The sequence below is a fragment of the Winogradskyella aquimaris genome, assembly GCF_042676105.1.
Classification (GTDB): Bacteria; Bacteroidota; Bacteroidia; order Flavobacteriales; family Flavobacteriaceae; genus Winogradskyella; species Winogradskyella aquimaris.
In genome coordinates this window covers 48,292-73,762 of record NZ_JBHTJQ010000011.1, presented here as the reverse complement: position 1 = coordinate 73,762, position 25,471 = coordinate 48,292, and the positions used below count along the sequence as shown (strand labels likewise).

Here is a 25,471-nt window from a genome sequence, read left to right as displayed (position 1 = left end):
ATCCAATGACAAAAACCCTAGTCTTTTTCTCCCAATCTGCTGAACTTTTTGAAGGCCCTATTTTCGATTCAAAACATCAACTCCTATATTTTGTTTCAATCTTGGATAACTTGGTGTATTGCTTTAACCCTAATACCAAAGAAATTTTAAGCGTAAAGTTAGATTCACCTACAAGTAACATTTATCTGGTTTCTGACAAAGTGGTACTGGCCGCCTCTAAAAACGGATTTTATGAAATAGATTTCAAGACATTGAAAGCGACATTCAAATTTCAAATAGATATTGCTAGTAACGTACGTTACAATGACGGTATAGAAGATGCTGCGGGAAGATATATTATTGGTACAATGGGTTATCCGGAAGTTGTTAATGGTATCGGTAATGTCTACTCATACCACAACCAGACATCTAAAATAATCATTAAAAACACCACTATTTCAAATGGATTGGCTTTTACAGCAGATAATAAATCACTGTATTTTATTGACACTCCGACTAATAAAGTAGCCAAATATAGCTATGACCTTAAAACAGGTCATGTTGAGTTTGTAAACAATGTTATAGAATTTAAAGGAAATGGTAGCCCAGATGGCATGTGTATTGACAAGGATGACATGTTGTGGATTGCAGAATGGGGAGGCTCTTGTGTTTCGCAATGGAATCCTTTAACAGGAAAAAAAATTAATGAAATAAATCTTCCATTTTCCAATGTAACATCGTGCTGCTTTGATGACAAATCAAACCTATATATCACAACAGCAAAGAATGATGAGGCGTTTGGCCATAAAAATGGCAGTGGATTATTTCATGTTAAAATAAATTAAGATATAAGTATGAACTCTATAAAAATAAGTGTTATTGTCCCTATTTATGGTATAGAAAAGTACTTAGGCAAATGTATTGAAAGTCTTCTGGAGCAATCTTTTAATGACTTTGAATTAATACTTGTAGATGATGGCAGTCCTGATAAATGTCCCCAAATATGTGACGATTACGCAAAAACCGATAGTAGGATTAAAGTCATACACAAACCTAATGGTGGTTTACTATCCGCAAGAAAAGCTGGTTTAGAAGCGGCCTCAGGAACCCATATTGCTTATGTAGATGGTGACGACTGGGTAGATCATTTTTATCTAGATACTTTATACAAATTGGCTATAGCCAATGATGCGGATTTATCTGTAACTGGACATTTCAGGGAGTTTGATGGTAAAATCGAAACCATAAAACCAAAAAATCCAGGCTTTTATGATGAAGCCAAAATAAAATCTGAAATTTTAACTAAAGCCATTTATAACGGTGAGTTTTGTGAGCATGGTATGTCTACCTATGTATGGAATAAGCTATTCAAAAGAGAACTCTTAGAAAAAGTTTTATACGACGTTCCTAATGATATTGTTATGGGCGAAGATGCGGCTATTACTTATTCATACTTAGCACTTTCAAAGAGAGTGGTTATTAGTAAAATTCCACTCTATTATTATCGTCAGCGACACGATTCTATAGTAAAGTCTATTGAAAATCCTAAAATAGAATATTACAGACTAGGACTTTTGATGAATTTTCTAAAATCGAAACTGAATACTGTTTTAGATGAGGACAACCTAAATACTCAGATTACCTATTATCTCTATTCTCAAATTTTGGTAAGATCTGGTGGACTTATATACAATGAACAAAGAGACACTTGGTTTAATCCATTTTTAAAGACTGAAAAAGGCTCTAAGGTGGTTGTCTATAGTTCAGGATCCTTTGGGCAACATATTCTATCCACCAATTTAAAGACAGGTTACTTTAAAATCATCAAATGGATAGACGTCGATTATCACGATTTAAAAATTGGAGACAATACGGTTAACCCAATAAGTAGTATTTATAATAGTGAATTTGATTATTTGATAATCGCCACTATTAATCCTTCAACTCACAAGTCCTTAAAGGAGGAATTAGAATTGATGGGCATAGACCAATCCAAGATTGTTAAAATTAATACTGCAGAAGATAAAATCAAAAAGCTTATCACAGATATAGGCTTTGATAACAATTTTATATTTAATAAAAAATAATTCCCTCACCATAAAATTTAAAATCCTTAAAACCAACAACAATGAAGAAGAAGAAAATTATTATACTTGGCGGTAATCCAGAAACCGGTGTTTTGGTAGAATTTGCCAATAACATGGGATTGCATACAATCGTTATCGATCCAAACCCAGATGCTCCCGCCAAAAAATTCGCAGATGAGACCTATGATATTGATGGCTTTGATATTGATGGTATTGTTAATGTTGCTAAAGAAAGACATGTAGATGCCGTGCTTGTTGGTGTTGCTGATATTTTGGTTAAGCCATATAAAGAGATATGTGAAAGACTTGGATTACCTTGTTATGCTACAGATGGTACTATTGAAGCCTTTTGTAGTAAGGATGGCTATAAGCGTTATTGTGAAGAATTTGATGTTCAGGATATTCCAGGCATCTATCTTAAAAAAGACGAACCTATTAGAAAACCAAAAAACGTAGATCTTCCATTAATGGTAAAACCAGTAGATAGTGGTGGAGGCGTTGGAATGAAAATCTGCAGGGATGAAGAAGACTATAACCAAACCGTACAAAATGTCCTGAAATTCTCAAAGAAAGGGATAGTCTTGGTAGAAAAATATATGGATGCTAGCTGTCACGACATGGCTGCTTATTACACCTTTAAAGATGGTATACCATATTTATCAGCTGTGTACGATAGGACATTAACCAGAATTCAAGGAAATTCGAGTCCAATAGGGTTGGCAACTTTGTATCCTTCGAAGTACACAAGTAGATTCGTTAAGTCAGTTCATCCAAAATTATGTGAATTATTTAAAGCTACTGGAGTTAAAAACGGTGTTTTAAATGTCCAATTTTTTGTCAAGGATGGAGAATTTTACAGCTATGATCCTGGTTTTAGATTACAAGGTGAAGCCCCACATATTCCTTTGGCTCATATAAATGGTTTCGATCATCGAAAAATGTTAATAAACTTCGCTCTTACAGGTAAGTTTGGTGACGATAATTTTTCAGAACAAAATGACTACATGCTTAGAGGCAAAAAAGCATGCTCCATTTGGGTACTTTTAAAAGCTGGTAAAATCGCTTCGATAGAAGGTTTAGAAAAAATTAAAAATCATAAGAACGTCATCTTCGTTGTCGAGCGATTTAAAGAAGGTGATGAAGTAGCACCAGCCATGGTAGGTACAGAAAGACAAGTACTTTACAGAATATACACGGTTACAGACTCCGTGGCAGACACAAACCAAACCATTTTAGATATTCAAAACATATTGAATGTAAGAGATGAAAATGGTAACGATATGGTACTAGAATGGACGAAATTATGGAACACAGATGACTATAGTCATCATTAACAATAACAACCCTAACCCATAAATCAAAAAATGAATGTTAGTATTTTAGATCAATTTAAATTAGACAATAAAAAGGCTATTGTTGTCGGAGGTGCTGGTGACCTTGGAAAAGCCATGGTAGAAGCATTAGCAGAAGCAGGTGCACAAGTTGTAATTATAGATATCGACGACAGAATGTATGACATTTGCACCCAGCTCAAACAGCGCCATTTTGATGTTGAGGCTGTAAAAGCCGATATTAGTAATATTAAGGAAATACAGAACTCTTATAAAAAAGCCTTAGAAATTCTAGGAGGTAAACTAGATATTTTAGTTAATTCTGCAGGTATTCAAAGACGTTATCCAAGTGAACAATTTCCCGAGGAAGAATGGAGTAAAGTTATCGCTATTAACTTAGATGCCGTTTTTTACTATTGCAAATACGCCGCCAACACCATGTTAGATAATAATAATGGTGGTAAAATTATCAATGTGGCCTCGTTAATGAGCTTTTTAGGTGGAATTACCATTCCGGCTTACGCCGCATCAAAAGGTGGTGTTGGTCAGTTGACTAAAGCATTATCTAATGATTTGGCTGCAAAGGGAATTTGTGTAAACGCTATAGCTCCTGGTTACATGGATACCCAATTAAATACCGCTTTAATAAATGACAAAAAACGTACTGAAGAGGTATTTATGCGTGTACCTATGAAACGGTGGGGAACTGGTGAAGATTTAAAAGGATTAACCGTATTCTTGGCGTCTCCCGCTAGTGATTACGTCACAGGAACCATTATTCCTGTAGATGGAGGTTATTTAGGTCGATAAACAATACAAAGCATTATATAGAAGAGGTATTTCTGTTAGTTCAGAAGTACCTTTTTTATTGGTTTAATAGTTCTACTTCAATAGTCTCTAACTCTATTTTAGACAATAGTTTCAATCCGTTTTTGTCAAAAGTCTTTCCTAAATCAAATAATTCAATAGATCCAGCATCGGTTTTATAATTATTGTAATCTACAAAACGTAGACCTCTTATATAACGTTCGTTGTGAGCTTCTCTAAAACGCATACCAACACCGTCTTCCTCATTATAGGAATACGCTAAATAATCCACATTAAAGTCTTCTTTATCAATCCAATACACAAAAACATCCTCGTAATCTTCACCTCCACCTTCAGGATTAAATGTGACTTTTATTTTATAATAATCTTTACCTTTAATCGATTCTTCCCCTAACAGCGTTTTATTAACAGCCTCAGCATTTAATCCGTATGGTAAGACTGAAAAATAATGTACTGAATTTACCGAGGCAGAAAATTTTGCTTTTAAACTATCTTCTAAAATAACTCGACTATTATTTATGAAACGGTCAAAATTGCTATTGGTTAGCAAATCAAAAACTGAATCGTTACCAACTTTAAACATCCGTATTAAGGAAAATTGCCCATTATCTCGTCTTGCCACATAGTATTTGTCTCTAAAATTGAAACGAATCACAGAATTATCAAAAATCTTACCTCCTGCTTTCTCGATAGATTTGGTAATAATTTCATCTGCCGAAAGGCTGACTGGTTTTCTTTCCTCTTTACAATTAAAGAGCATTAATCCAAAAAGAATCAAGTATAAATATTTCATGTTAGGTATTTAGATAATCAAAGTCGTAAAACTAAATAATAGTTTACAATAAAAGACTCTTCATGCTTTTGTACTTTGTACTTGTTACTTTCTTACTATCTTTGACAACCATGCAGAAAAAGGTAAACATACTTAACAAAAAAGCCAAGTTTCAGTACGAGATACTAGACAAGTACACGGCTGGAATTGTTTTAACTGGCACCGAAATAAAATCTATACGAGCCAGTAAAGCCTCTATTGCCGAAAGTTTTTGCGAGTTTAATGATCGTGGTGAACTTTTTGTCATCAATATGACTATTGAAGAGTATGCCTTTGGCAACTACTACAATCACAAGCCTAAAGCTCAGCGCAAACTATTACTAAATAAGCGCGAACTCAAAAAGCTTGAGAAGGAAGTTAATATTAAAGGAAATGCTATTATTCCACTGCGTTTGTTTATAAATGATAAAGGCCTGGCAAAGTTAGAAATAGCTTTAGGAAAAGGTAAAAAACTTTATGACAAGCGCGAAACCATTAAAGACCGAGATAATAAGCGTCAATTAGACCGTATTAAGAAAAGTTTCCGATAATTTTAGGATTGCTATAACTTTAAGCATTAAGATTTTAGTCTATGTTTGAAACTTTGTAGGCAACTATTCGTCATAGAAATACGTCTACATAAATATAAACCATCAATCAATACACTATGGTAAAAAAACTACTTTGCCTCGCTTTCATTTCCTTATTTTATTTTTCTTCTGCTCAAATTACAGGTACAATTACCAATACTAAAGGAGAACCACTCCCTTTTGTAAATATTCTTGTTGAAAACACATACAAGGGAACAACAAGCAATAATGATGGTTATTATGAGCTTTCTGTCATTGAAAAAAAATCATATACTTTGGTCTATACCTACTTGGGCTACAAGACTGTAAAGAAAACAGTAAACATTACTACTTTTCCGTTCAATATAGATATCATTTTAGAAGAAGAATCGGTTTCCTTAAGCGAAGTGCTTTTAGAATCTGAAGAAAATCCAGCTAATGCAATCATTAGACAAACCATAGCTAAACGGAAGGAAAATCTTGAAAAAATTCAATCCTTTAAAGCCGACTTTTATTCTCGTGGATTAATCCGAATTAAAGATGCACCAGAAAAAATTTTAGGTCAAGAAATTGGTGACCTAGGCGGAGGTTTAGACTCTACCAGAAGTGGTATTATCTATTTATCCGAAACTATTTCAAAAATTCAATACCTAAGACCAGACCAGCTTAAAGAAAAAATTACGGCCTCAAAAGTTAGCGGAGATGATAATGGTTTCAGCTTCAACAATGCTCAGGACGTGGATTATAATTTTTACAACAATACAGTAAGCTTTGGCAACGAAATCGTCTCTCCTATCGCAAATAATGCCTTTAGTTATTACCGCTATAAGTTAGAAGGTATTTTTTATGATGATCGTGGAAACCTCATTAACAAAATCAATGTGATTCCAAAGCGCGAAAATGATCCAGTATTTGCAGGAACAATTTATATTGTAGAAGACCAATGGACACTTTACGCTATTGAACTAGACATTACTGGAACCCAAGCCAGAATTCCGGCAGCAGATGTTATCTCCTTAAAACAAAGCTTTTCTTATTCAGAGCGCGATAGTCTTTGGGCTTTAATATCACAGAGTATAGACTTTAAATATGGTATTTTTGGAATTAAAGGAGATGGTCGTTTTACAGCAGTCTACAGTAATTACGAGTTTAATACTAATCTTAGTTCAAAAGATTTTGGTGCAGAAATTGTGTCTTTTGAAAACCAGGCCAATAAAAAAGATTCAATATTTTGGAAACAAATTCGGCCTGTTCCACTTACTGAGGAAGAACGCACGGATTATGTGAAAAAAGATAGTATCCAGACCGTTCGTGAGTCTATAACCTATTTGGATTCAGTAGATCGGGCAGAAAACAAATTCAAATTAGGAGATGTATTAGGCTACACTTATAAAAACTCTTACAAGAAATACAGTTTAGGTTTCGATATTCCAATTAGTGGAGTTCAGTTTAATACCGTACAAGGGTTTACAACTCAACTTAACCTTTTTTACACAAAGCAACTCGACGAATTTAGACGTTATTTTAATGCCAATGCCAGTATTCAATATGGGTTTTCAGATGACCGACTTCGAGCTACAGCGTCACTAACTTGCAAATTCAATAATATCAATAGACGGTTTTTAACGTTATCTGGTGGTGTGAGAGCAGAACAATTTAACGGCTCCAACCCTATAACACCAATTGGCAATACCATTGCTTCTTTATTTTTTGAAGAAAATTATATGAAGCTCTATGAACGTCGTTATGTACAACTCAATTATTCCGAAGAATTATTTAATGGTTTTAGAGTGTACTCTAATGTGTCCTATGAAAACAGAACAGCACTCTTTAATACTACAGACCAAGCGTTTTATCCAAGAGCGGATAAAGAATATCTAACCAACAACCCAATTGATCCTACCAGTACAGATGCGCCTTTTGAGGAGCATAATATTGTTAAATTTAATCTAACAGGGCAAATCAATTTTGGACAAAAGTACCTAAGTTACCCTGATAGTAAATTCAATATCTCATCCGATAAATATCCAACCTTAGTGTTGAGTTATGAAAAAGGTCTTGGCGCAACCGTTGAAGATTATAATTTTGACCAAATTAAGGCTAGGCTGTATCAAAGTTTCAATATTGCAGATAAAGGGCGCTTTAGATATAACCTTAGAGCAGGTAAATTTTTCAATGCAGATGATATTGCCTTTATGGATTACCAACATTTTAACGGTAACCAAATTAATGTAAGCAGACAAGGAAATTACACCAATGTATTTAACAACTTAGGCTATTATGACTTAAGTACTAACGATAGCTATTTAGAAATGCATGCCGAGCATGATTTCAACGGCTTTATTCTGGGGAAAATACCTGGTTTAAATAAACTGAATTTCAATCTTATCCTTGGCGCCCATAACTTATCGACACCAGATAACAAACCTTACCAAGAATTTACCATTGGTATTGATAATATTGGTTGGGGAAAATGGCGTTTCTTAAGGTTTGATTATATTCGCTCGTACCAAGGAGGATTTCAGGGAGATGCTTTTTTGTTTGGTTTGAAATTCTTTTAAATTCACAGTACTCTCAGTAATGCACATTAGACTAGGTAAATATGAGTTGAAAGCTGTTCGCACTACAAAATTAATATTATTAAACATGAAGAATTTACTCTTATTATTCACCGTCTTTACCTTGAGCATTATTGCCCAAGAAGAAACCAAAGACTACAGCAAAAATGTAGCTTCGCTAGACAGCACTATTGAAACCTTATACTCCGTCATTTCTGGCGATAGAGGTTTTGAGCGTGATTGGGATTTGTTTAAGTATTTGTTTCACAAAAATGCAAAGTTAATTCCAACAGGAAAAGATAAAGAAGGTAAGCAAATTGCGCGCTACATGACACCTGATGACTACATAAACAGTTCCGGAAAATGGTTAGTAGAAAACGGATTCCATGAGGTTGAAATTAACAGAGAAGTACAAACGTTTGGCAATATCACACAAGTGTTTAGCACGTATGAATCCTTTAAAAATAAGGACGATGAACAACCCTTTATGAGAGGAATCAATAGTATTCAGTTACTGAATGATGGAGAACGTTGGTGGATTATTAATATCTATTGGATGCAGGAAACCGAAGAAAATCCTATTCCTGAAGATTATTTGCCAAAGAATTAATCTTATTTTTATCAAAAGTAAAAACAACACCATGCTAAAAACACTCAAATTCAATTTTATCCTAGTTCTTGCGATTGCTTTTTCTTTGCAAAGCTTTGCCCAAGACACAACAGAAAAAGCAACACCAATATTTAAAGATGGAGAAGCTCAAATTGTTGAAGCCTTTAACAATCCTAACAAATGGATACATCACGATTTATGGGTAGAAACTGAATTTGATACTGATGGTGATGGTGATTTAGATAGAATGCATGTATCCGTAACCAGACCAGAACAAACCGATACCGAAGACTTAAAATTACCTATCATCTATATTACAAGTCCTTATTTTGCCGGTGTTGCTGGAGATGTACCAGGAATTATGTGGGATGTAGAAAGAGAACTCGATGGAAAATCAAAAGAACGCATACATCCAGAAGTAAAAAGACGTGCAGCACCAAGACCAATGATTTCAAATTCTCATATTAAAAAGTGGGTGCCTCGTGGTTATATTGTGGTACACTCATCTTCACCAGGTACAGGCTATTCTGATGGTGCCCCAACTGTTGGAGGACCTAATGAATCCTTAGGACCAAAAGCAGTTATTGATTGGTTATGTGGCAGAGCAAAAGGCTTTACGGAACGTGATGGTAAAAAAGAAGTAAAAGCCTATTGGTCTACTGGAAAAGTTGGGATGACAGGAACATCTTACAATGGCACTTTACCTTTGGCTGCAGCGACTACAGGTGTTGAGGGTTTAGAAGTTATTATTCCTATTGCACCAAACACATCCTATTATCACTATTACCGTTCTAACGGTTTAGTGCGCTCACCTGGCGGTTACTTAGGTGAAGATATTGATGTCCTTTATGATTTTATTCATAGCGGAGATGAAGATAAACGTGCTTATAATAATAAAACTGTGCGCGATACAGACATGATGAACAATATGGATCGTCAGTCTGGAGATTATAACGATTGGTGGGCAGCTCGTGACTACCTCAACCAAATGGACAATATGAAAGCAGCACTACTCATGTCACATGGTTTTAACGATTGGAATGTAATGCCAGAGCATAGTTATAGAATTTACAAAGCTGCTAAGGAGAAAGGTCTTCCAGCACAGATTTATTATCATCAAAATGGTCATGGAGGTCCACCACCAATTTCTATGATGAATAAGTGGTTTACTAAATATCTTCACGGAGTAGATAACGGAGTAGATAAAGAAGAAAATAAAGCTTTTATCGTTAGAGAGTATGATGATCCTAAAAACCCTACCGTTTATAAGGATTATCCAAATCCAAATGCTCAAGATGTAGTTTTGCACCTTACGGCTGGAGGCAATACAATTGGTGGTTTAACAATTGATGAAGATGTAAATGAAATGGGTGAAACTCTTACTGATGATGTTTCATTTTCTGGTGCTGATCTGGCTAAAGCCAAAAGTTCTGAGCATAGGTTACTTTACGTCACTCCAAAATTAAAGAATGATATTCATATTTCTGGAGTACCAAAGGTAAGCATTACGTTATCAAGTAATAAAGCAGCTGCTAACCTAAGTGTTTGGCTGGTATCATTACCATGGGACAACAACGCTTCAAAAATTACAGAGAATATAATAACGCGTGGATGGGCAGATCCTAAAAATTATAAATCCTTGACTAACGAAGAAGATTTAGTACCAGGGCGGCCATATACAGTCAATTTCGATTTACAACCAGATGATCAAATCATAAAAGCCGGTCAACAAATTGGACTGATGATTTTTTCAAGTGATCAGGAGTTTACATTACATCCAAAACCAGGAACACAGCTAACAATTGAGTTGGATAAAACAACACTAACATTACCTATTGTAAACGGTGAAGAAGCATATAGAAAATTTGTGAATTAGTTTTTATCCTCTAATAAAGGAACAAACCGAAATTCTCCAAATTCGTGTTTCTCAAATTCTTTTGGCCCTTTTCTTATAAAAACGGTCATTATTTGCACGTCATCACCAACTGGAATTACCAATCTGCCGCCAATGGCCAATTGACTTAATAATGGTTTAGGTACAAATGGCGCACCCGCTGTAACAATAATACTATCAAAAGGAGCCTCTTTTGGTAAACCTTTATAGCCATCACCAAAAATTATTTTTTTGGCCCTGTAACCAATTTTAGGTAAAAATTTAGACGTCTTTTTAAACAGTTCTTGTTGTCGCTCTATACTATAAACCTTGGCTCCAAGTTCTATTAAAACTGCACATTGGTAGCCACTACCAGTCCCTATTTCTAAAACTTTATCACCAGGTTTTATTTGTAATAATTCCGTTTGAAAAGCAACAGTATAAGGTTGAGAAATCGTTTGATCTGCGGCAATAGGAAATGCCTTATCTACATAAGCATGATCAAGAAAACCAGAGTCCATGAATAAATGTCTAGGAATTTTACCAATAGCCTCCAAAACTGCTTTATCTTTTATGCCTTTTTTAACAATGGTTTCAACCAATTGCTGACGCATCCCTTTGTGCTTAAATGTATCTTTCAAATCCTAGTTTAGTTTGAGGCTAAATTAAATCAAACAAAAGCAAAAAGCAATGTCAATTTTCAATTATTGAATTCTCATTTTTTTAGATTTTCTTTTTGAAAAATGTCGTTCAAATCAGTTATTTTTGAAAAAAACAGAAAAACATGCTAAAAGCTGGTGTTTTAGGTGCTGGCCACCTAGGCAAAATACATTTAAGACTACTCAATCAATCTGAAAAATATGAGTTGGTAGGTTTTTATGATGCCGATTCGGAAAATGCTAAGCGTGTAGTGGACGAGTTTGGCTACACCTATTTTGATTCAATAGAAGCATTAATCGAGGCTGTAGATGTTGTAGATATTGTAACTCCTACTCTTTCGCATTATGAATGTGCTAAACAAGCGATTAAAAAAGGGAAACATATTTTTATTGAGAAACCAATCACCAATACCGTTGAAGAAGCCGAAACTATTAGATCTTTAGTAGCAGAACACGGTGTTAAAGGACAAGTTGGCCATGTGGAGCGCTTCAATCCTGCATTTATTGCAGTGAAGGATAAAATTGAAAATCCGATGTTTATTGAGACTCATCGTTTGGCTGAGTTTAATCCTCGCGGCACAGATGTTCCTGTAGTTTTAGACTTAATGATTCATGATATCGATATTATTCTAAGTGTTGTACAATCACCTGTAAAACATATTTCGGCCAGCGGAGTATCTGTTGTAAGTGAAACTCCAGATATTGCCAATGCGCGTATTGAATTTAAAAATGGTTGTGTTGCAAACCTAACGGCTAGTCGCATTTCATTAAAAAACATGCGTAAAACACGCTTTTTCCAGAAAGACGCTTATATCTCAGTAGATTTCTTAGAAAAAAAGTGTGAAGTCGTAAAAATGAAAGATGCCCCAGAACAACCTGGTGATTTTGATATGATATTACAAAACGCCGAAGGAGTGAAAAAGCAAATCTATTTTGATAATCCAGAGATTGAGGGTAATAATGCCATTTTAGACGAGCTTGAAACTTTTGCAGATGCCATAAACAACAACACAAAACCGATTGTTACCCTTCATGATGGTACAGAAGCCTTACGCATTGCCACAATGATTATTAATCAGTTTTAAATTCAAAGGCATTACAAAAGACAAGTCAACCAACTATTATTCAATTTATATTTTAAAATAAACCACAAACAGATAGCCAGTCCTTCAAAATAATAGCTGGCATAAAAATACATTCTAAATGAAAAACGTAGCAGTTATAGGAGCAGGAACTATGGGAAACGGAATAGCCCACACTTTTGCGCAGTCAGGATTTAAAGTACAACTTATTGATATTAGTGAAGCATCACTAAAAAAAGGAATGGATACCATTTCCAAGAATTTGGATCGGATGGTCGCTAAGGAAAAAATTTCTGAGGACGATAAAACAGCAACCTTAAACAACATTACAACATTTACCAATATTGAGGAAGGTGTTGAGTATGCTAGTCTCGTGGTAGAAGCAGCTACTGAAAATGTCGATTTAAAACTAAAGATTTTCAAACAGCTGGACGAAGCCTGTCCTGAGGATACCATTTTAGCCACGAATACCTCATCAATTTCAATTACACAAATAGCAGCAGCTACTTCTAGACCAGATATGGTTATTGGGATGCATTTTATGAATCCAGTACCAATTATGAAGTTGGTAGAAATTATCCGTGGGTATAACACCAGTGACGAGGTTACCCATACGATTATGGAATTGTCTAAAACGTTGGGTAAAGTACCAACTGAAGTTAATGATTATCCTGGTTTTGTAGCCAATCGTATTTTAATGCCAATGATAAACGAGTCCATAGAAACGTTGTATAATGGTGTAGCAGGTGTAGTAGAAATTGATACTGTAATGAAATTAGGAATGGCTCATCCAATGGGTCCATTACAATTAGCAGACTTTATTGGTCTAGACGTTTGTTTGTCTATCTTAAATGTGATGTACGATGGATTCAAAAATCCCAAATATGCGCCTTGTCCGTTGCTAGTAAATATGGTACAAGCAGGCAAATTAGGAGTAAAATCTGGAGAAGGATTTTATGATTATTCTGAAAGTCGTAAAGCTGAAAAAATTGCTTCTCAATTTTCAAAATAGATAGTGCGAGCTTTCCATTTACAATCATATTAATAAACAAGATTGAAACCGACGATTGAAAATTAAATCATGGCGAAAATAATTCCGTTTAAGGCAGTTAGACCAACAAGAGCTATTGTGGGCCTTGTGGCTGCGCGTTCTTACCAAAGTTATACCATTGATGAACGTGAATCGCGAATGCATTACAATCCGTATAGTTTTCTCCATATTGTTAACCCTGGTTATAAGTATGATCAGGAAGTTACAGGTAAGGAACGTTACCAATTGGTAAAAAATCGTTATGAAGAATTTAAAGAAGACGGTGTTTTCATTACTGATGATAAACCATCAATATATGTTTATAAAATTGTAAACAGACACAACCAGGAATTCAATGGCATTATTGCTGCCACGAGTGCACAAGATTATGAAAAGGACATTATAAAAAAGCACGAAGATACTATTGCAAAACGTGAGCAGACGTTTAAGACCTATTTGCAAACCGTAGGATTTAATGCAGAACCTGTATTGCTAACGTATCCGGATAATTCTGTGATTACGGAAATAATCAAAGAAACCCAAAAAGGCTATGCTGAATTTGAGTTTACGATGACATATAGGGATACGCATTACTTGTGGAAAATAGATAATGAAGAAACCATTGCTAAAATTCAACAAGAATTTAGTAATATGGAAACCATCTATATTGCAGATGGTCACCACCGATCAGCTTCATCATACCTGTTATACCAAGACGAAAAAGAGAAAAACAAAAACCATAATGGCTCTGAGTCCTACAACTTTTTCATGTCATATCTTATACCAGAATCTGATTTGGTGATACAAGAGTTTAGTCGTTTGGTCAAAGATCTTAATGGACTCACGAAAGAAGAGTTTTTAATAAAATTAGATACCATATTCAGAATTGAAAACAGAGGCATTACCCCTTACAGTCCATCTAAACCGCATCATTTTAGCATGTATTTGGATGGTGAATTTTATTCACTATACCTTAGAAAAACAATTTACAATTTTGAAACAGCTCTGGATAAGCTTGATGCACAACTACTTTACAAAACCATTCTAGAACCTATATTGGGCATACACGACTTACGTAATGATAATAGAATTGAGTACGTACATGGCAGACATGAAATGATTACTATAAAAAACAGTGTGGATAGTGGTAAATTTAAAGTAGGCTTTGGGATGTGCCCAGCAACGGTGCAACAAATGAAAGAAATCGCAGATGAAGGCCTAACTATGCCACCAAAAAGTACCTATATTTTACCAAAACTAAGAAGCGGAGTAACTATTTATGAGTATTAAAGATAATCTTCAGCATATAAAATCAACAATACCAGAACACGTCACATTAGTAGCTGTTTCAAAAACTAAACCTGTCAGTGATTTGATGGAGGCCTATGATGCAGGTCAACGTATTTTTGGCGAGAACAAAATCCAGGAAATGGTTGAAAAACATGATCAAATGCCAAAGGATATTCAATGGCACATGATAGGTCATGTACAGCGTAATAAAGTAAAATACATGGCTGAATTTGTAAGTTTAATCCATGGTGTAGATAGCCTTAAACTACTCAAAGAAATTAATAAACAGGCTAAAAAACACGATAGAGTTATTGATTGCTTACTTCAAATAAAAATTGCTGAAGAAGAAAGTAAGTTTGGCATTTCTACCAAAGAAGCTCATACCCTACTTCAATCGGATGAGTTTTCAGAATTAAAACACATCAAAATTGCTGGTCTTATGGGAATGGCAACTTTTACGGATGACATGAAACAGGTTGAAAGCGAATTCAAATTTTTAAAATCTACTTTTGACGACTTAAAAAAACAGCAAGCATCAAATTACCAATTGGAGATTTTATCTATGGGTATGAGCGGAGACTACAAACTTGCTATAGATTGCGGAAGTAATATGATACGCGTAGGAAGTAGTATCTTTGGTGCCAGAATTTATCAATAAGACAAGCTATTTACGCAATCCTAGACATAGAAACCACTGGTGGCAAGTATAATGAAGAAGGTATTACAGAAATTGCCATCTATCGTTTTGATGGTCATAAAGTGACAGACCAATTCATTTCTCTCATCAATCCTGAACGTGAAATACAACCCTTTGTGGTTAACCTTACAGGCATTAACTCCAATATGCTTAAAAATGCACCAAAGTTCTACGAGGTGGCTAAGCGTATAGTAGAAATCACTGAAGATTGCATTATTGTTGCTCACAATTCGGAATTTGATTACCGCATCCTTAAAACGGAATTTAGACGTTTAGGATTTCCTTTCAAACGTAAAACCCTGTGTACCGTTGAATTGTCTCAACAGCTCATACCTAATATGGAATCTTACAGTTTGGGAAAGCTAACACGGGCTTTAGGAATTCCTGTGAGCGACAGACACAGAGCAAATGGAGATGCCTTAGCAACAGTGAAGTTGTTCAAAATGTTATTGAACAAGGATTCTGATAAAAAAATCATCAAGCAAGCCGTTAAGGTGGAGCAAAAATCCAAGTTAGCTCCCAATCTTAAGGAAATTATCGAAGAATTACCAAGTGAAACTGGAGTATATTATATCCATGATGCCGATGGCAATATTATTTATATAGGAAAGAGCAATAACATAAGAAAGCGAATAACCCAACACTTTACAAATAAGAATTCGAAATCTAAAAAAATACAAGTTAAAGTAGCCGCAGTTACTTATGAAAAAACTGGGAGTGAACTCGTAGCGCTATTAAAAGAAAGTGAAGAGATAAAAACCAACAAACCACTTTTGAATAGAGCTTTAAAACGAAATTTATTTACACAAGGACTTTATAGTTTTATAGACAGTAACGGTTACATAAACCTACGCATTGAATCCATAAAAAAGGACAAAAAACCAATTACAACCTTTACCAATAGGAAAAGCGGTATTTCCTTTATGAATAAAATGGTTGAGTCCTACGACCTATGCACAAAACTTTGTGGTTTAGAAAAAACGGAATCTAGCTGTTTTAATTATGGTATTGAAGACTGTTTTGGTGCTTGCATAAAAAAGGAGATTCCCGAAGCTTATAATAAACGCGCCAGTGTAGTTATAGAAAAAAATAGCTATGAAAATAAGGATATGATCCTAATTGACAGAGGAAGAGACATACATGAAAAGAGTGTTCTATTAATTAAAGATGGCGTATTTAGAGGGCTTGGCTTTTTTGATTTAAATCATCAAATAAATAATAGGGATATTCTAGAGTCTTTGATTACACCCATGCAAAACAACAGAGACACACAGCATATTATCCAAAGTTATATGCGAAGAAATAAACATCTTAAAATTATTCAATTATAAAAATGACAAAAACAACAACTACAATCATTGCGTTCGCATTGACTACTTTCGTATGTCTTGCCCAAAAGTATAATATTGACATGCAGGTTACAAAAAGTGATTTGGAGCTTACATCTTACGCAAAAGACTCTACTGCAAATGCATTAATAATTTATGATTATGGCAATTCCTATATAGATAAGGAAACATTCTGGCTTACATGCCAAGTAAAACAAAAAATAAAAATATTAAGAAAAGAAGGTGTTGACTTAGGTGTTGTTGAAATAAAATTATACAAAGGAAAATCTTCTAAAGAAAGAATAAAAGATATTAGAGGCACCACTTATAATTTAGAAAATAATGAAATTATCAGAACACAATTAAAGCAAAGTGCAATTTTTGAAGAAGAAAACGAGAATTATACTTTAGTAAAGTTTGTATTGCCCAATGTTAAAGTTGGCAGCGTAATTACCTTTAGTTATGAAACAAGATCCCGTTTTATAGCAAAATATCAACCTTGGTATTTTCAAAGCTCAAACCCTGTACTTTATAGCGAATATAATACCAGTATACCTGCCATTTATAATTATCATGTAAAATTAGTAGGCAGTATTCCGTTAAGTGTTAACGATATTAAATTACAACGTAATTGTCTTGAAGTTGGTAGTGGTGGATCTGCAGATTGTACCATTAGCAAGTATGTAATGAAAGATATCCCTGCTTATAAACCTGAAGGATATACGACCACGGATTATAACTATATTTCTAGAATAGAGTATGAACTCAATGAGATTGTCTATTTCGATGGCCGAAAAGATAAAATTTCAAAAACCTGGAAAGATGTAGATAAAGAACTAAAATCAGATGCTGATTTTGGAAGACAGGTGAGTAGAAAAAGTCTCGTAAAGAAAGTACTTCCAAATGATATTTCTTCCATTAGTGATAAACTTAAAAAAGCCAAAGCTATTTATCAGTTTGTTTTAGACCATTATAAATGGAACGAAAAATACGATAGGTACGATGTATCAGTTAAGAATTTAGTTAAGGAGAAAATCGGAAGTGCCTTTGAGATTAACCTTTTACTAGAAAATCTTCTAACAAGTGAGGGCTATAAAGTTTACCCTTTGATGATTTCTACTAGAGGTAAAGGGTTAGCAACAAAGATTTATCCGGTTTTAACAGATTTCAATTATTTAATATTAAAAGTAATTATAGATGAGAAAGATTACTTTTTAGATGCCACAGAGCCTTATTTATCCTTTGGAGAATTACCATTTCGGTGCTTGAACCAATATGGAAGGCTAATGGACTTCGAAGATGGAAGTTACTGGGAGGATATTGTCGTAGAAGATTATTCAACTATATCCCATAGAATACATCTCAATTCATTCACAAGTAACGGTTTCAATGGCTTACTAGGCAGTAAATTTTCAAGATATCATGCACACGATCTAAAGAACGCATATAAACAAAATCCATTTACCCTTAAAGAAAGTAGAGTTAATGATTATAAATCTATAAATATCAATAAGCATGATATTGTAGATTCTGGAATGGATAGCGCCAATTTTCAAGAAAAAATTGAATTTACATTGGAACCAGAATTAATTGCTGATAAAATTTATCTGAACCCGTTTATTATAAAATTCTTTGAGGTAAACCCTTTTAAACTGCAGGAGCGCACTTATCCAATAGATTTTGGGTATAAGGATTCTTATACATACACACTAAGTATAGACCTAGGAGATAATTTGAAAGTTTTAGAATTACCAAAACCAGCAAATATCATACTTCCTAACCAAACAGGTTCGTTTGTTTTTAATATTGATCTTACCGATGATATATTGACCCTATTCTTTAAAGTGAAGTTTGATAAAGCAATTTACGGACCAGAATATTATGACGCTCTTAAGTTATTTATGAATAATGTAGTTAAAACTCAAAATAATACTATGGTAGTTCTTCAAAAGGTTTAATATCTACTTTTTTGTATTTTTAGTACGTGAAATCAGAAAACAAGCATAATTGGAGAACCAAACTACATGAAATAATTTATGAAGCAGACACTCCTGCCGGAAAATTATTTGATGTGATTTTACTTATTGCCATCCTTGCTAGTATTATATTGGTAATGCTAGAAAGTGTTAGTAGTATTGATAATAAATATCATGACTTACTCAACAATAGTGAATGGATCATCACCGTACTATTTTCTATTGAGTATATTCTCAGAATTATAACAGTAAATAAACCCATTAAATACATCACTAGTTTTTATGGTATTATAGATTTCCTAGCAACAATACCTAAATACCTGTCCCTTATATTTGTGGGCACACATGCCTTAGTGGCATTGCGCGCTTTACGGTTATTGAGGGTGTTTAGAATCTTAAAATTAGCACGCTACCTTGGTGCATCCAACCAGTTAGGTAATGCCATCAAAGCAAGTAAAGCAAAGATTTCGGTCTTTTTATTTGCCGTACTTATAGCATCAATAATCTTTGGAACCATTATGTATTTGGTAGAAGGAGCGGAAAGTGGTTTTACCAATATACCCAAAAGTGTATATTGGTGTATCGTAACTTTAACCACGGTTGGCTTTGGGGATATCGCTCCGGTAACACCACTAGGACAGTTTATTGCGGCCATTATTATGATTATGGGATATGGTATTATTGCGGTACCAACAGGCATTGTTTCTGCTGAATATACCAAAGCAACAAGTACTAAAGAAAAAATTTCTGATGAAGAGCACGAGCAATTAAAAACTGTTGTCCTAAACTCACAATGCTGTATAAACTGTTTGGCAGAGAAACATCAAGATGATGCCATCTACTGTCACAAATGTGGATGCAAACTTCATCATGACTAAAGTTCTTATTTCTATAGTTGGCCCAACTGCTATCGGGAAGACAGCTTTAAGCATTAAACTTGCCCTACACTTTAAAACCGAAATTATATCAGCGGATTCCCGTCAGTTTTATAAAGAAATGAGCATAGGGACTGCTGTACCTTCTAAAGAAGAACTGCAAGCGGCAAAGCATCATTTCATCCAACATATCTCTATAAAAGACAGTTACAGCGTTGGTGATTTTGAACGAGATGCTATTTCAAGAATCAAGGCTATCCACAAAACTAACGATATTGCCATTATGGTTGGTGGCTCTGGTCTTTACGTAAAAGCTGTTACCAAAGGCTTGGATGACTTTCCTGAGATTAACGAAAACATTCGTCTAGAATTAAATAAAGAACTAGATGATAACGGTTTAGAACGCCTACAAGAGCGGTTAAGGCATTTAGACCCTAAAACTTACAAAGCTATCGCCCTTGATAATCCACAGCGCGTGTTACGAGCTTTAGAGGTCTGCATTGGTACGGGACAACCGTATTCTTCATTTTTGACAAATCCAGACAAATCTAGACCATTTAAAACTATCACTATAGGTTTAAACGCTGAAAGAGCCCTCATCTATGAAAGAATTAACCAACGTGTGGATATTATGGTAAAGAATGGATTGATAGATGAAGTAGAAGCCTTATTAAAATATAAGGATTTAAATGCTTTAAATACTGTGGGTTACAAAGAACTCTTTAAATATTTTGAAAAAGAATGGACACTTGACTTTGCCATTTCCGAGATTAAGAAAAATACAAGACGTTTTGCCAAGCGTCAGTTAACTTGGTTCAGAAAAAATGAATCGATAAAGTGGTTTGATTATGACTATGATATCAAAGCCATTACTGACTATATAAAAGAACAGTTATAAAAAAATCCGATATTTAGAAATATCGGATTTTGTTTTTATTGTTCTTTATCATTGACAACCAGCCTGAAACCTTCGCCATGAATATTCAAAATTTCAACTTTCGGATCTGGTTTTAAATATTTACGAAGTTTGGCAATATACACATCCATACTTCTCGACGTAAAGTAATTATCGTCTCTCCAAATTTTTGTCAATGCCAATTCTCTTGGCATCAAATCATTTTCATGCAATGCCAATAAGCGCAGTAGCTCATTTTCTTTTGGTGACAATTTTGTGGGTTCTCCGCCATCAAATCGCAAAAATCGAAGCTTAGAATTAAGATCGAAACGTCCAATCTTAAACTCAAATTGCTTACTATCCGCTACAGAATCCGTAGCCTTTCGCTGCATTATGGCTTTAATCTTCATTAAAAGTACTTCACTATCAAAGGGCTTATTAAGATAGTCGTCTGCACCAACTTTATAACCTTTAAGTACATCTTCTTTCATGGCTTTAGCCGTTAAGAATATAATTGGTACATCTGTATTTTTTTCCCGTATTTCCTTAGCCAATGTAAAGCCATCCTTATAAGGCATCATGACATCTAAAATACAAAGATCGTAATCGTCTTTTTTGAACTTTTCAAAACCTTCCATTCCATTTTTGGCATGGACCACGTCGTAATCGTTCATCATTAAATAATCTTTCAAGACAGTTCCAAAATTTGGATCGTCTTCTACCAAAAGAATTTTCTTGTTTTGTTCTTCCATGATTCGTTTTTATGATATTAACGGCAACTTTATTATAAAAGTACTGCCCTTTCCTTTTTCACTTTCTACTGATATATGACCTTGATGGTCTTCTACTATTCGTTTTACATAGGCTAATCCTAGCCCATGTCCTTTAACATTATGTACATTTCCTGTGTGCTCTCTGTAAAATTTCTCAAACACACGTTTAGCCACTTGTTTAGACATTCCATTACCCTGATCGGCAATTTTTAAGATGATATTATTTCCAATATTTTCGGTATAAACGTCTATTTTTGGCTCATTATCTGAATACTTAACAGCATTGTCCAGAATATTTACTATCACATTTGTAAAGTGAGACTCGTTTGCCAAAACTGATGATTTTGCCGCATCAAGGTGGGTTTTCACATAACCTTTTCGGTCTTCAACAATCAATTCTATATGGGTCACGGCATCTTCTATTAAGTCGTGCAACTTTAGTCGTTCCTTACTAATGTTAAGTTCATTTTTTTCTAGTTTAGATATACGCAATACATTTTCTACCTGTGCATGCATTCGTTTATTCTCATCCTTAATCATTCCTAGGTAACGCATTACCTTTTCCCTATCCTCTATGATCTTTGGGTTCCTTATGGCATCCAACGCCAAGTTTATTGTAGCGATTGGCGTTTTAAACTCATGAGTCATATTATTGATAAAATCTGATTTTATCTGAGATATTTGGCGTTGTCTAATCAATTGGTAAATAGCACTCGAATAGGCGAGTATTATAACTCCTGTGAAGACAATCGATAATACGATCATTTTTAATATTGATGACAACAGAAATTTTTTTCGATTAGGAAAATCTACCCAAAGCTTATAATTACTTTCATTATTGGTATCTAGGAAAATGGGAATACCATAGTACGCATTACTCTTATTAAAGTTTCTTGTTTGTACTTTGGTGGCTAAATCATCGTCATATATGGCAAACTCAAAATCTAAGTCTATTCCTTCGTCACTAAGCTGTCTTCTAAGAAGCGTTTCAACTTGTAATGCCGTAACCCTTTTATAGATAGGTACTTCTCGCAATAAGGTTTTAAAAGAGTCCTCATAAGCCTTTTTATCAATTTCAGATAAATTAGAAAATTCAACAAGCGTTTTTGTAGGCTTTATGCCTATATTACCATCCAAGGTTCCCCTGTCAAAGTAATCAGTTGTACGTTCACTGGTAAAATTGCTAATATCTATACTGTCTGTATCTATTTCAAAGAACAAGGAGGGCACTTTAAAACGCTCTTCCAAAATTGTATTACGGTGAATGATGGTTCGGTCATTGACTTCATCTTCAGTCGTAATGTACAATTGTCTAATGGCAGTTGAATCTGGTTCTTTGTTATTAGCTATATAGGGCTGTATTAAACCATAAAACTTTCTGATCTCATAATCCTGAATATCTCTTGATACAAAACTCAGTGCTCGCGTTACACTTAATGTAAAATTCTTTTCCTCATTTTCTAAACTGTTGTTTATAAAAAATGATTGTACAAAGATTATTCCTATGAGCGAAAGGCTCATTAAAACCACCAATAAGATGAATAGTTTTTTACTCATCAGCCAAATTTAACATTTTAACATTTAGAACAAATTATGTTTAACCTTACATTAACAATAGAAGTATTACGATTGCTCTGCTTTTTTGACTAAAAACTCGTGAATTGTTTGAGCTTGCTTTTTAGCATCTTCTAGATTATTATTCTCAATGACAAAGTTTGATTTTTCGATTTTCTCCTTATCAGAAAGTTGATTATTCATTATGGATTCAACTTTGCTTTTATTAACCTTATCGCGATCTATAACGCGCTTTATTCTTAATTCTTTATCGGCTACTACGGTAATTATATAATCGTATTGATGCTCTAAATTATTCTCAAAAATAATGGCAGCTTCTTTAATAACGTAGGGAGCATTTTGTTTCTTTAACCAATGCTTAAAATGCGAAGCTACTTTTGGGTGAACAATAGCATTCATTTTGGTTAACAATGACTTTTCGTTGAAAATTTTTGAGGCAATATAGTCTCTATTCAGTTTTCCGTTTATGTAGGCAGACTCACCAAAAAGTGCAATAAGCTTTCTTTTTATAACTTTAGAACGGTTCATTAAAGCCTTCGCCTCTTTATCTGCAATGTAAACAGGTATACCCTTAGACTCAAACCACTTGGCTATTGTCGTTTTCCCACTACCAATTCCGCCTGTTAAACCTATGATCATCAATTTATAGTTTTATAAAATCTATTCGCTTTGGCTTAATACTTATGCGTTTTATAAAGTCTGGCTGTTTTGTGATTTTGGGCTCGAGAAATGCTTGTTTTTCATCAATCTCGCTAAAATCGCATTCCACCAAAAAATCTGAGGCTGTCACCAAATTAAAACTTTCTAAATCCACATAATAAGATAAAGAAACTGTTTTAGGAAAATAATTAATCATGACATCTTCTGAATTGTTCACTAAGGTTACCGGAACTTCAATTTTGCCTTCTGTAAAGCGTTTAACTTCTGCACTAACCCTAACTGAATTAGGAAACACTTCTACCCCATCAATAGTCACTAACCCTAAAGTTTCATTAATATTGGAATTGACATTGGTTAGGGTTAAATTCTGAGTTTCCAGAGCATTAATGTCCTTGATCCTTTCCTCAGCACCAACAATCTTAACACTATCCATATTGAATTCGAAGGTCCCTTTTATATCAAAGCCAGGAGCATATTTAATGGTTTCATTTAAGAGAAGTGGTACGTACTTAGATGCTCGTTTTGAATATGGGACCACTAAGGAATCTGGCTTCATCGTAAGAATCTTGTATGAAGCTCCCAATTGATTGGCTATTAAAAATTTATTCTTTTGTACATCAAACACAATAGCATTGGTACTTATATAGACATCTTTATTCGCATCAACTTTTATAGTCTCATAATCCTTAAAAATAAAAGGGACCAACACTATACCCTTTGCCTCTACCAAAACATCTATGGAGTTTAAAGAGTCATTCTTTATGACGAATTCTTCCGCCAAATCGTTTAAGTCTATCTTTAGTTTTATACTTTGCCTGTAGTCGTTGGTTAGTTTCGAGAAAATCAAGAACACAAAGGCAATAGTCATAAAAATGCTAAAGCGTTTGACATCACGCCTTTTCAAATGACTAAAAATACTTGTTCTTTTCTTTGAATTCATTTAATTAAAAAATAACTGAGGAAAGGTTTCCTCAGGTTTTTTATTTAAGATTTTAATATTTAGGGTACTCCATAAAAAACCATAACCATAACCAAAAAATTGGACCACAATGGCAATTAAAGCTAACAACGCTACAATAATATTTTTATTCACATAAAATGCCATAAAAAATGCTATGATAAAATACGAAAGAAATACATATAGTGGTAACAATACTCCTAAAACACTTAGGGCAATAGCTAAAATAAAAGCCAATATAAAGACCGTAGGAAACCAATACACTAAACTTGTTGAATTAGGGTGCCATTGATTGAGAATAGGCCGTACCAACCCAAATTTGTGTACCTGCTTATAAAACTTAGTCCAAGATATACGACGCTTGTGATACACAAACGCATTTTTGATTAGTGTTGTTTTATAACCCAAGTGCTGTAATCGCAATGATAAATCGGGATCTTCACCTGGATGAATTTTCCCAAAACCACCAGACTCTTCAAATGCCTTTTTTGATAGTCCCATATTAAAACTTCGTGGCTGAAAATCTTCTACCTGTTTTTTACCACCTCTAATGCCTCCCGTGGTTATAAAAGAAGTCATGGCAAAGTTAATGGCCTTTTGCAGATTTGAAAAAGATGGATGCGCCGCATCCGGACCACCAAAACAATCATAATACGTTTTTGACAGAAAATTATCTACCTCTAACAAATAATTAGAAGGTAAAATAACATCTGAGTCTAATATGATAAAATAATTTCCACTAGCCTTCTTCATCCCAAAGTTTCGAGAATCCCCTGGACCAGAATTTTCCTTGTAGAAATAAGCGATATTGAGTTCCTTACTAAAATTAGTGACAATATCTTCTGACCGTATGGAGGAGCCATCTTCTACGATTACTATTTCAAAATTGAAATCACCTTCTAAAGCCATGAAACTCTCTAAGAGTTCCTTGACCTCCTCTGGTCTGTTATACACAGGAATTATAAAAGAAAAAGACAATGTTTCCACAGCTACAAATGTAACTAAAGAAAATACAAAAGCCACCTTA

The 25,471-nt window shown here is 34.3% G+C and carries 23 protein-coding genes; 16 read left to right on the top strand and 7 right to left on the bottom strand.

Going from position 1 to position 25,471, the window contains the following annotated elements:
• The first annotated feature begins 5 nt into the window (after nucleotides 1-5).
• The 4 genes from ACFQ1K_RS09625 to ACFQ1K_RS09610 are packed head-to-tail and all read left to right on the top strand — an operon-like array spanning nucleotide 6 to nucleotide 4,207.
• The gene (locus ACFQ1K_RS09625) at nucleotides 6-824 is read left to right on the top strand and encodes an SMP-30/gluconolactonase/LRE family protein (RefSeq protein ID WP_320555988.1); all 819 of its coding nucleotides are present in this window, start codon (nucleotides 6-8) and stop codon (nucleotides 822-824) included.
• A gap of 9 nt (nucleotides 825-833) precedes the next feature.
• Nucleotides 834-2,066, top strand: coding sequence for a glycosyltransferase family 2 protein (locus ACFQ1K_RS09620; protein WP_320555989.1), 1,233 nt, complete (start codon nucleotides 834-836; stop codon nucleotides 2,064-2,066).
• Nucleotides 2,067-2,107: 41 nt separating this feature from the next.
• On the top strand, nucleotides 2,108-3,400 hold the full coding sequence (locus tag ACFQ1K_RS09615) for an ATP-binding protein (protein ID WP_320555990.1): 1,293 nt from the start codon (nucleotides 2,108-2,110) through the stop codon (nucleotides 3,398-3,400).
• Between the two features lie 30 nt (nucleotides 3,401-3,430).
• Complete coding sequence (locus tag ACFQ1K_RS09610; protein WP_320555991.1) at nucleotides 3,431-4,207, top strand: SDR family oxidoreductase; 777 nt, start codon at nucleotides 3,431-3,433, stop codon at nucleotides 4,205-4,207.
• 55 nt (nucleotides 4,208-4,262) lie between these two features.
• Here ACFQ1K_RS09610 and ACFQ1K_RS09605 read toward each other — a convergent pair whose 3' ends face one another.
• Complete coding sequence (locus ACFQ1K_RS09605; RefSeq protein ID WP_320555992.1) at nucleotides 4,263-5,018, bottom strand: DUF6503 family protein; 756 nt, start codon at nucleotides 5,016-5,018, stop codon at nucleotides 4,263-4,265.
• 110 nt (nucleotides 5,019-5,128) lie between these two features.
• On the opposite strand from ACFQ1K_RS09605, the gene smpB reads away from it, so the two are divergent.
• From smpB to ACFQ1K_RS09585, 4 genes are all read left to right on the top strand, one after another.
• Entirely contained in the window at nucleotides 5,129-5,587 is a 459-nt protein-coding gene (smpB, locus tag ACFQ1K_RS09600; protein WP_320555993.1) for an SsrA-binding protein SmpB, read from the top strand.
• A gap of 116 nt (nucleotides 5,588-5,703) precedes the next feature.
• Nucleotides 5,704-8,166: a DUF5686 and carboxypeptidase regulatory-like domain-containing protein gene (locus tag ACFQ1K_RS09595; RefSeq protein ID WP_320555994.1), complete on the top strand. Its 2,463-nt coding sequence runs from the start codon at nucleotides 5,704-5,706 to the stop codon at nucleotides 8,164-8,166.
• A gap of 85 nt (nucleotides 8,167-8,251) precedes the next feature.
• Complete coding sequence (locus ACFQ1K_RS09590) at nucleotides 8,252-8,773, top strand: hypothetical protein (protein ID WP_320555995.1); 522 nt, start codon at nucleotides 8,252-8,254, stop codon at nucleotides 8,771-8,773.
• A 31-nt stretch (nucleotides 8,774-8,804) separates the two neighbouring features.
• Complete coding sequence (locus ACFQ1K_RS09585; RefSeq protein WP_320555996.1) at nucleotides 8,805-10,649, top strand: Xaa-Pro dipeptidyl-peptidase; 1,845 nt, start codon at nucleotides 8,805-8,807, stop codon at nucleotides 10,647-10,649.
• Here the strand turns inward: ACFQ1K_RS09585 and ACFQ1K_RS09580 are convergent.
• Entirely contained in the window at nucleotides 10,646-11,287 is a 642-nt protein-coding gene (locus ACFQ1K_RS09580; RefSeq protein ID WP_320555997.1) for a protein-L-isoaspartate(D-aspartate) O-methyltransferase, read from the bottom strand. The genes ACFQ1K_RS09585 and ACFQ1K_RS09580 overlap by 4 nt on opposite strands.
• A 143-nt stretch (nucleotides 11,288-11,430) precedes the next feature.
• Here ACFQ1K_RS09580 and ACFQ1K_RS09575 point away from each other — a divergent pair, with 143 nt between their 5' ends.
• From ACFQ1K_RS09575 to miaA, 8 genes are all read left to right on the top strand, one after another.
• Entirely contained in the window at nucleotides 11,431-12,390 is a 960-nt protein-coding gene (locus ACFQ1K_RS09575) for a Gfo/Idh/MocA family protein (protein ID WP_320555998.1), read from the top strand.
• Between the two features lie 118 nt (nucleotides 12,391-12,508).
• On the top strand, nucleotides 12,509-13,399 hold the full coding sequence (locus tag ACFQ1K_RS09570; protein ID WP_320555999.1) for a 3-hydroxybutyryl-CoA dehydrogenase: 891 nt from the start codon (nucleotides 12,509-12,511) through the stop codon (nucleotides 13,397-13,399).
• Nucleotides 13,400-13,468: 69 nt separating this feature from the next.
• Entirely contained in the window at nucleotides 13,469-14,707 is a 1,239-nt protein-coding gene (locus tag ACFQ1K_RS09565; protein ID WP_320556000.1) for a DUF1015 domain-containing protein, read from the top strand.
• The gene (locus ACFQ1K_RS09560) at nucleotides 14,697-15,365 is read left to right on the top strand and encodes a YggS family pyridoxal phosphate-dependent enzyme (protein WP_320556001.1); all 669 of its coding nucleotides are present in this window, start codon (nucleotides 14,697-14,699) and stop codon (nucleotides 15,363-15,365) included. Before ACFQ1K_RS09565 ends, ACFQ1K_RS09560 begins: the two co-directional genes overlap by 11 nt.
• An 8-nt stretch (nucleotides 15,366-15,373) precedes the next feature.
• Nucleotides 15,374-16,735: an exonuclease domain-containing protein gene (locus ACFQ1K_RS09555; RefSeq protein ID WP_320556056.1), complete on the top strand. Its 1,362-nt coding sequence runs from the start codon at nucleotides 15,374-15,376 to the stop codon at nucleotides 16,733-16,735.
• A gap of 2 nt (nucleotides 16,736-16,737) precedes the next feature.
• The gene (locus ACFQ1K_RS09550) at nucleotides 16,738-18,690 is read left to right on the top strand and encodes a DUF3857 domain-containing protein (protein WP_320556002.1); all 1,953 of its coding nucleotides are present in this window, start codon (nucleotides 16,738-16,740) and stop codon (nucleotides 18,688-18,690) included.
• Between the two features lie 26 nt (nucleotides 18,691-18,716).
• Nucleotides 18,717-19,586 (top strand): ion transporter, encoded by an 870-nt coding sequence (locus ACFQ1K_RS09545; RefSeq protein ID WP_320556003.1) that lies wholly within the window; start codon nucleotides 18,717-18,719, stop codon nucleotides 19,584-19,586.
• Nucleotides 19,579-20,481: a tRNA (adenosine(37)-N6)-dimethylallyltransferase MiaA gene (gene miaA, locus ACFQ1K_RS09540; RefSeq protein WP_320556004.1), complete on the top strand. Its 903-nt coding sequence runs from the start codon at nucleotides 19,579-19,581 to the stop codon at nucleotides 20,479-20,481. Before ACFQ1K_RS09545 ends, miaA begins: the two co-directional genes overlap by 8 nt.
• A 35-nt stretch (nucleotides 20,482-20,516) precedes the next feature.
• Here miaA and ACFQ1K_RS09535 read toward each other — a convergent pair whose 3' ends face one another.
• The 5 genes from ACFQ1K_RS09535 to ACFQ1K_RS09515 form a co-directional block, all read right to left on the bottom strand.
• Nucleotides 20,517-21,230 carry a response regulator transcription factor gene (locus tag ACFQ1K_RS09535; protein WP_320556005.1) on the bottom strand — a complete coding sequence of 238 codons (714 nt, stop codon included), beginning with the start codon at nucleotides 21,228-21,230 and terminating at the stop codon, nucleotides 20,517-20,519.
• 9 nt (nucleotides 21,231-21,239) lie between these two features.
• Nucleotides 21,240-22,808 carry a sensor histidine kinase gene (locus tag ACFQ1K_RS09530; protein WP_320556006.1) on the bottom strand — a complete coding sequence of 523 codons (1,569 nt, stop codon included), beginning with the start codon at nucleotides 22,806-22,808 and terminating at the stop codon, nucleotides 21,240-21,242.
• A gap of 66 nt (nucleotides 22,809-22,874) precedes the next feature.
• Nucleotides 22,875-23,465: a dephospho-CoA kinase gene (coaE, locus tag ACFQ1K_RS09525; protein ID WP_320556007.1), complete on the bottom strand. Its 591-nt coding sequence runs from the start codon at nucleotides 23,463-23,465 to the stop codon at nucleotides 22,875-22,877.
• Between the two features lie 4 nt (nucleotides 23,466-23,469).
• Nucleotides 23,470-24,426: a hypothetical protein gene (locus ACFQ1K_RS09520; RefSeq protein ID WP_320556008.1), complete on the bottom strand. Its 957-nt coding sequence runs from the start codon at nucleotides 24,424-24,426 to the stop codon at nucleotides 23,470-23,472.
• Nucleotides 24,427-25,431, bottom strand: a complete 1,005-nt coding sequence (locus tag ACFQ1K_RS09515) for a glycosyltransferase (RefSeq protein WP_320556009.1) — start codon at nucleotides 25,429-25,431, stop codon at nucleotides 24,427-24,429. It abuts the gene before it with no gap.
• Between the last annotated feature and the right edge of the window lie 40 nt (nucleotides 25,432-25,471).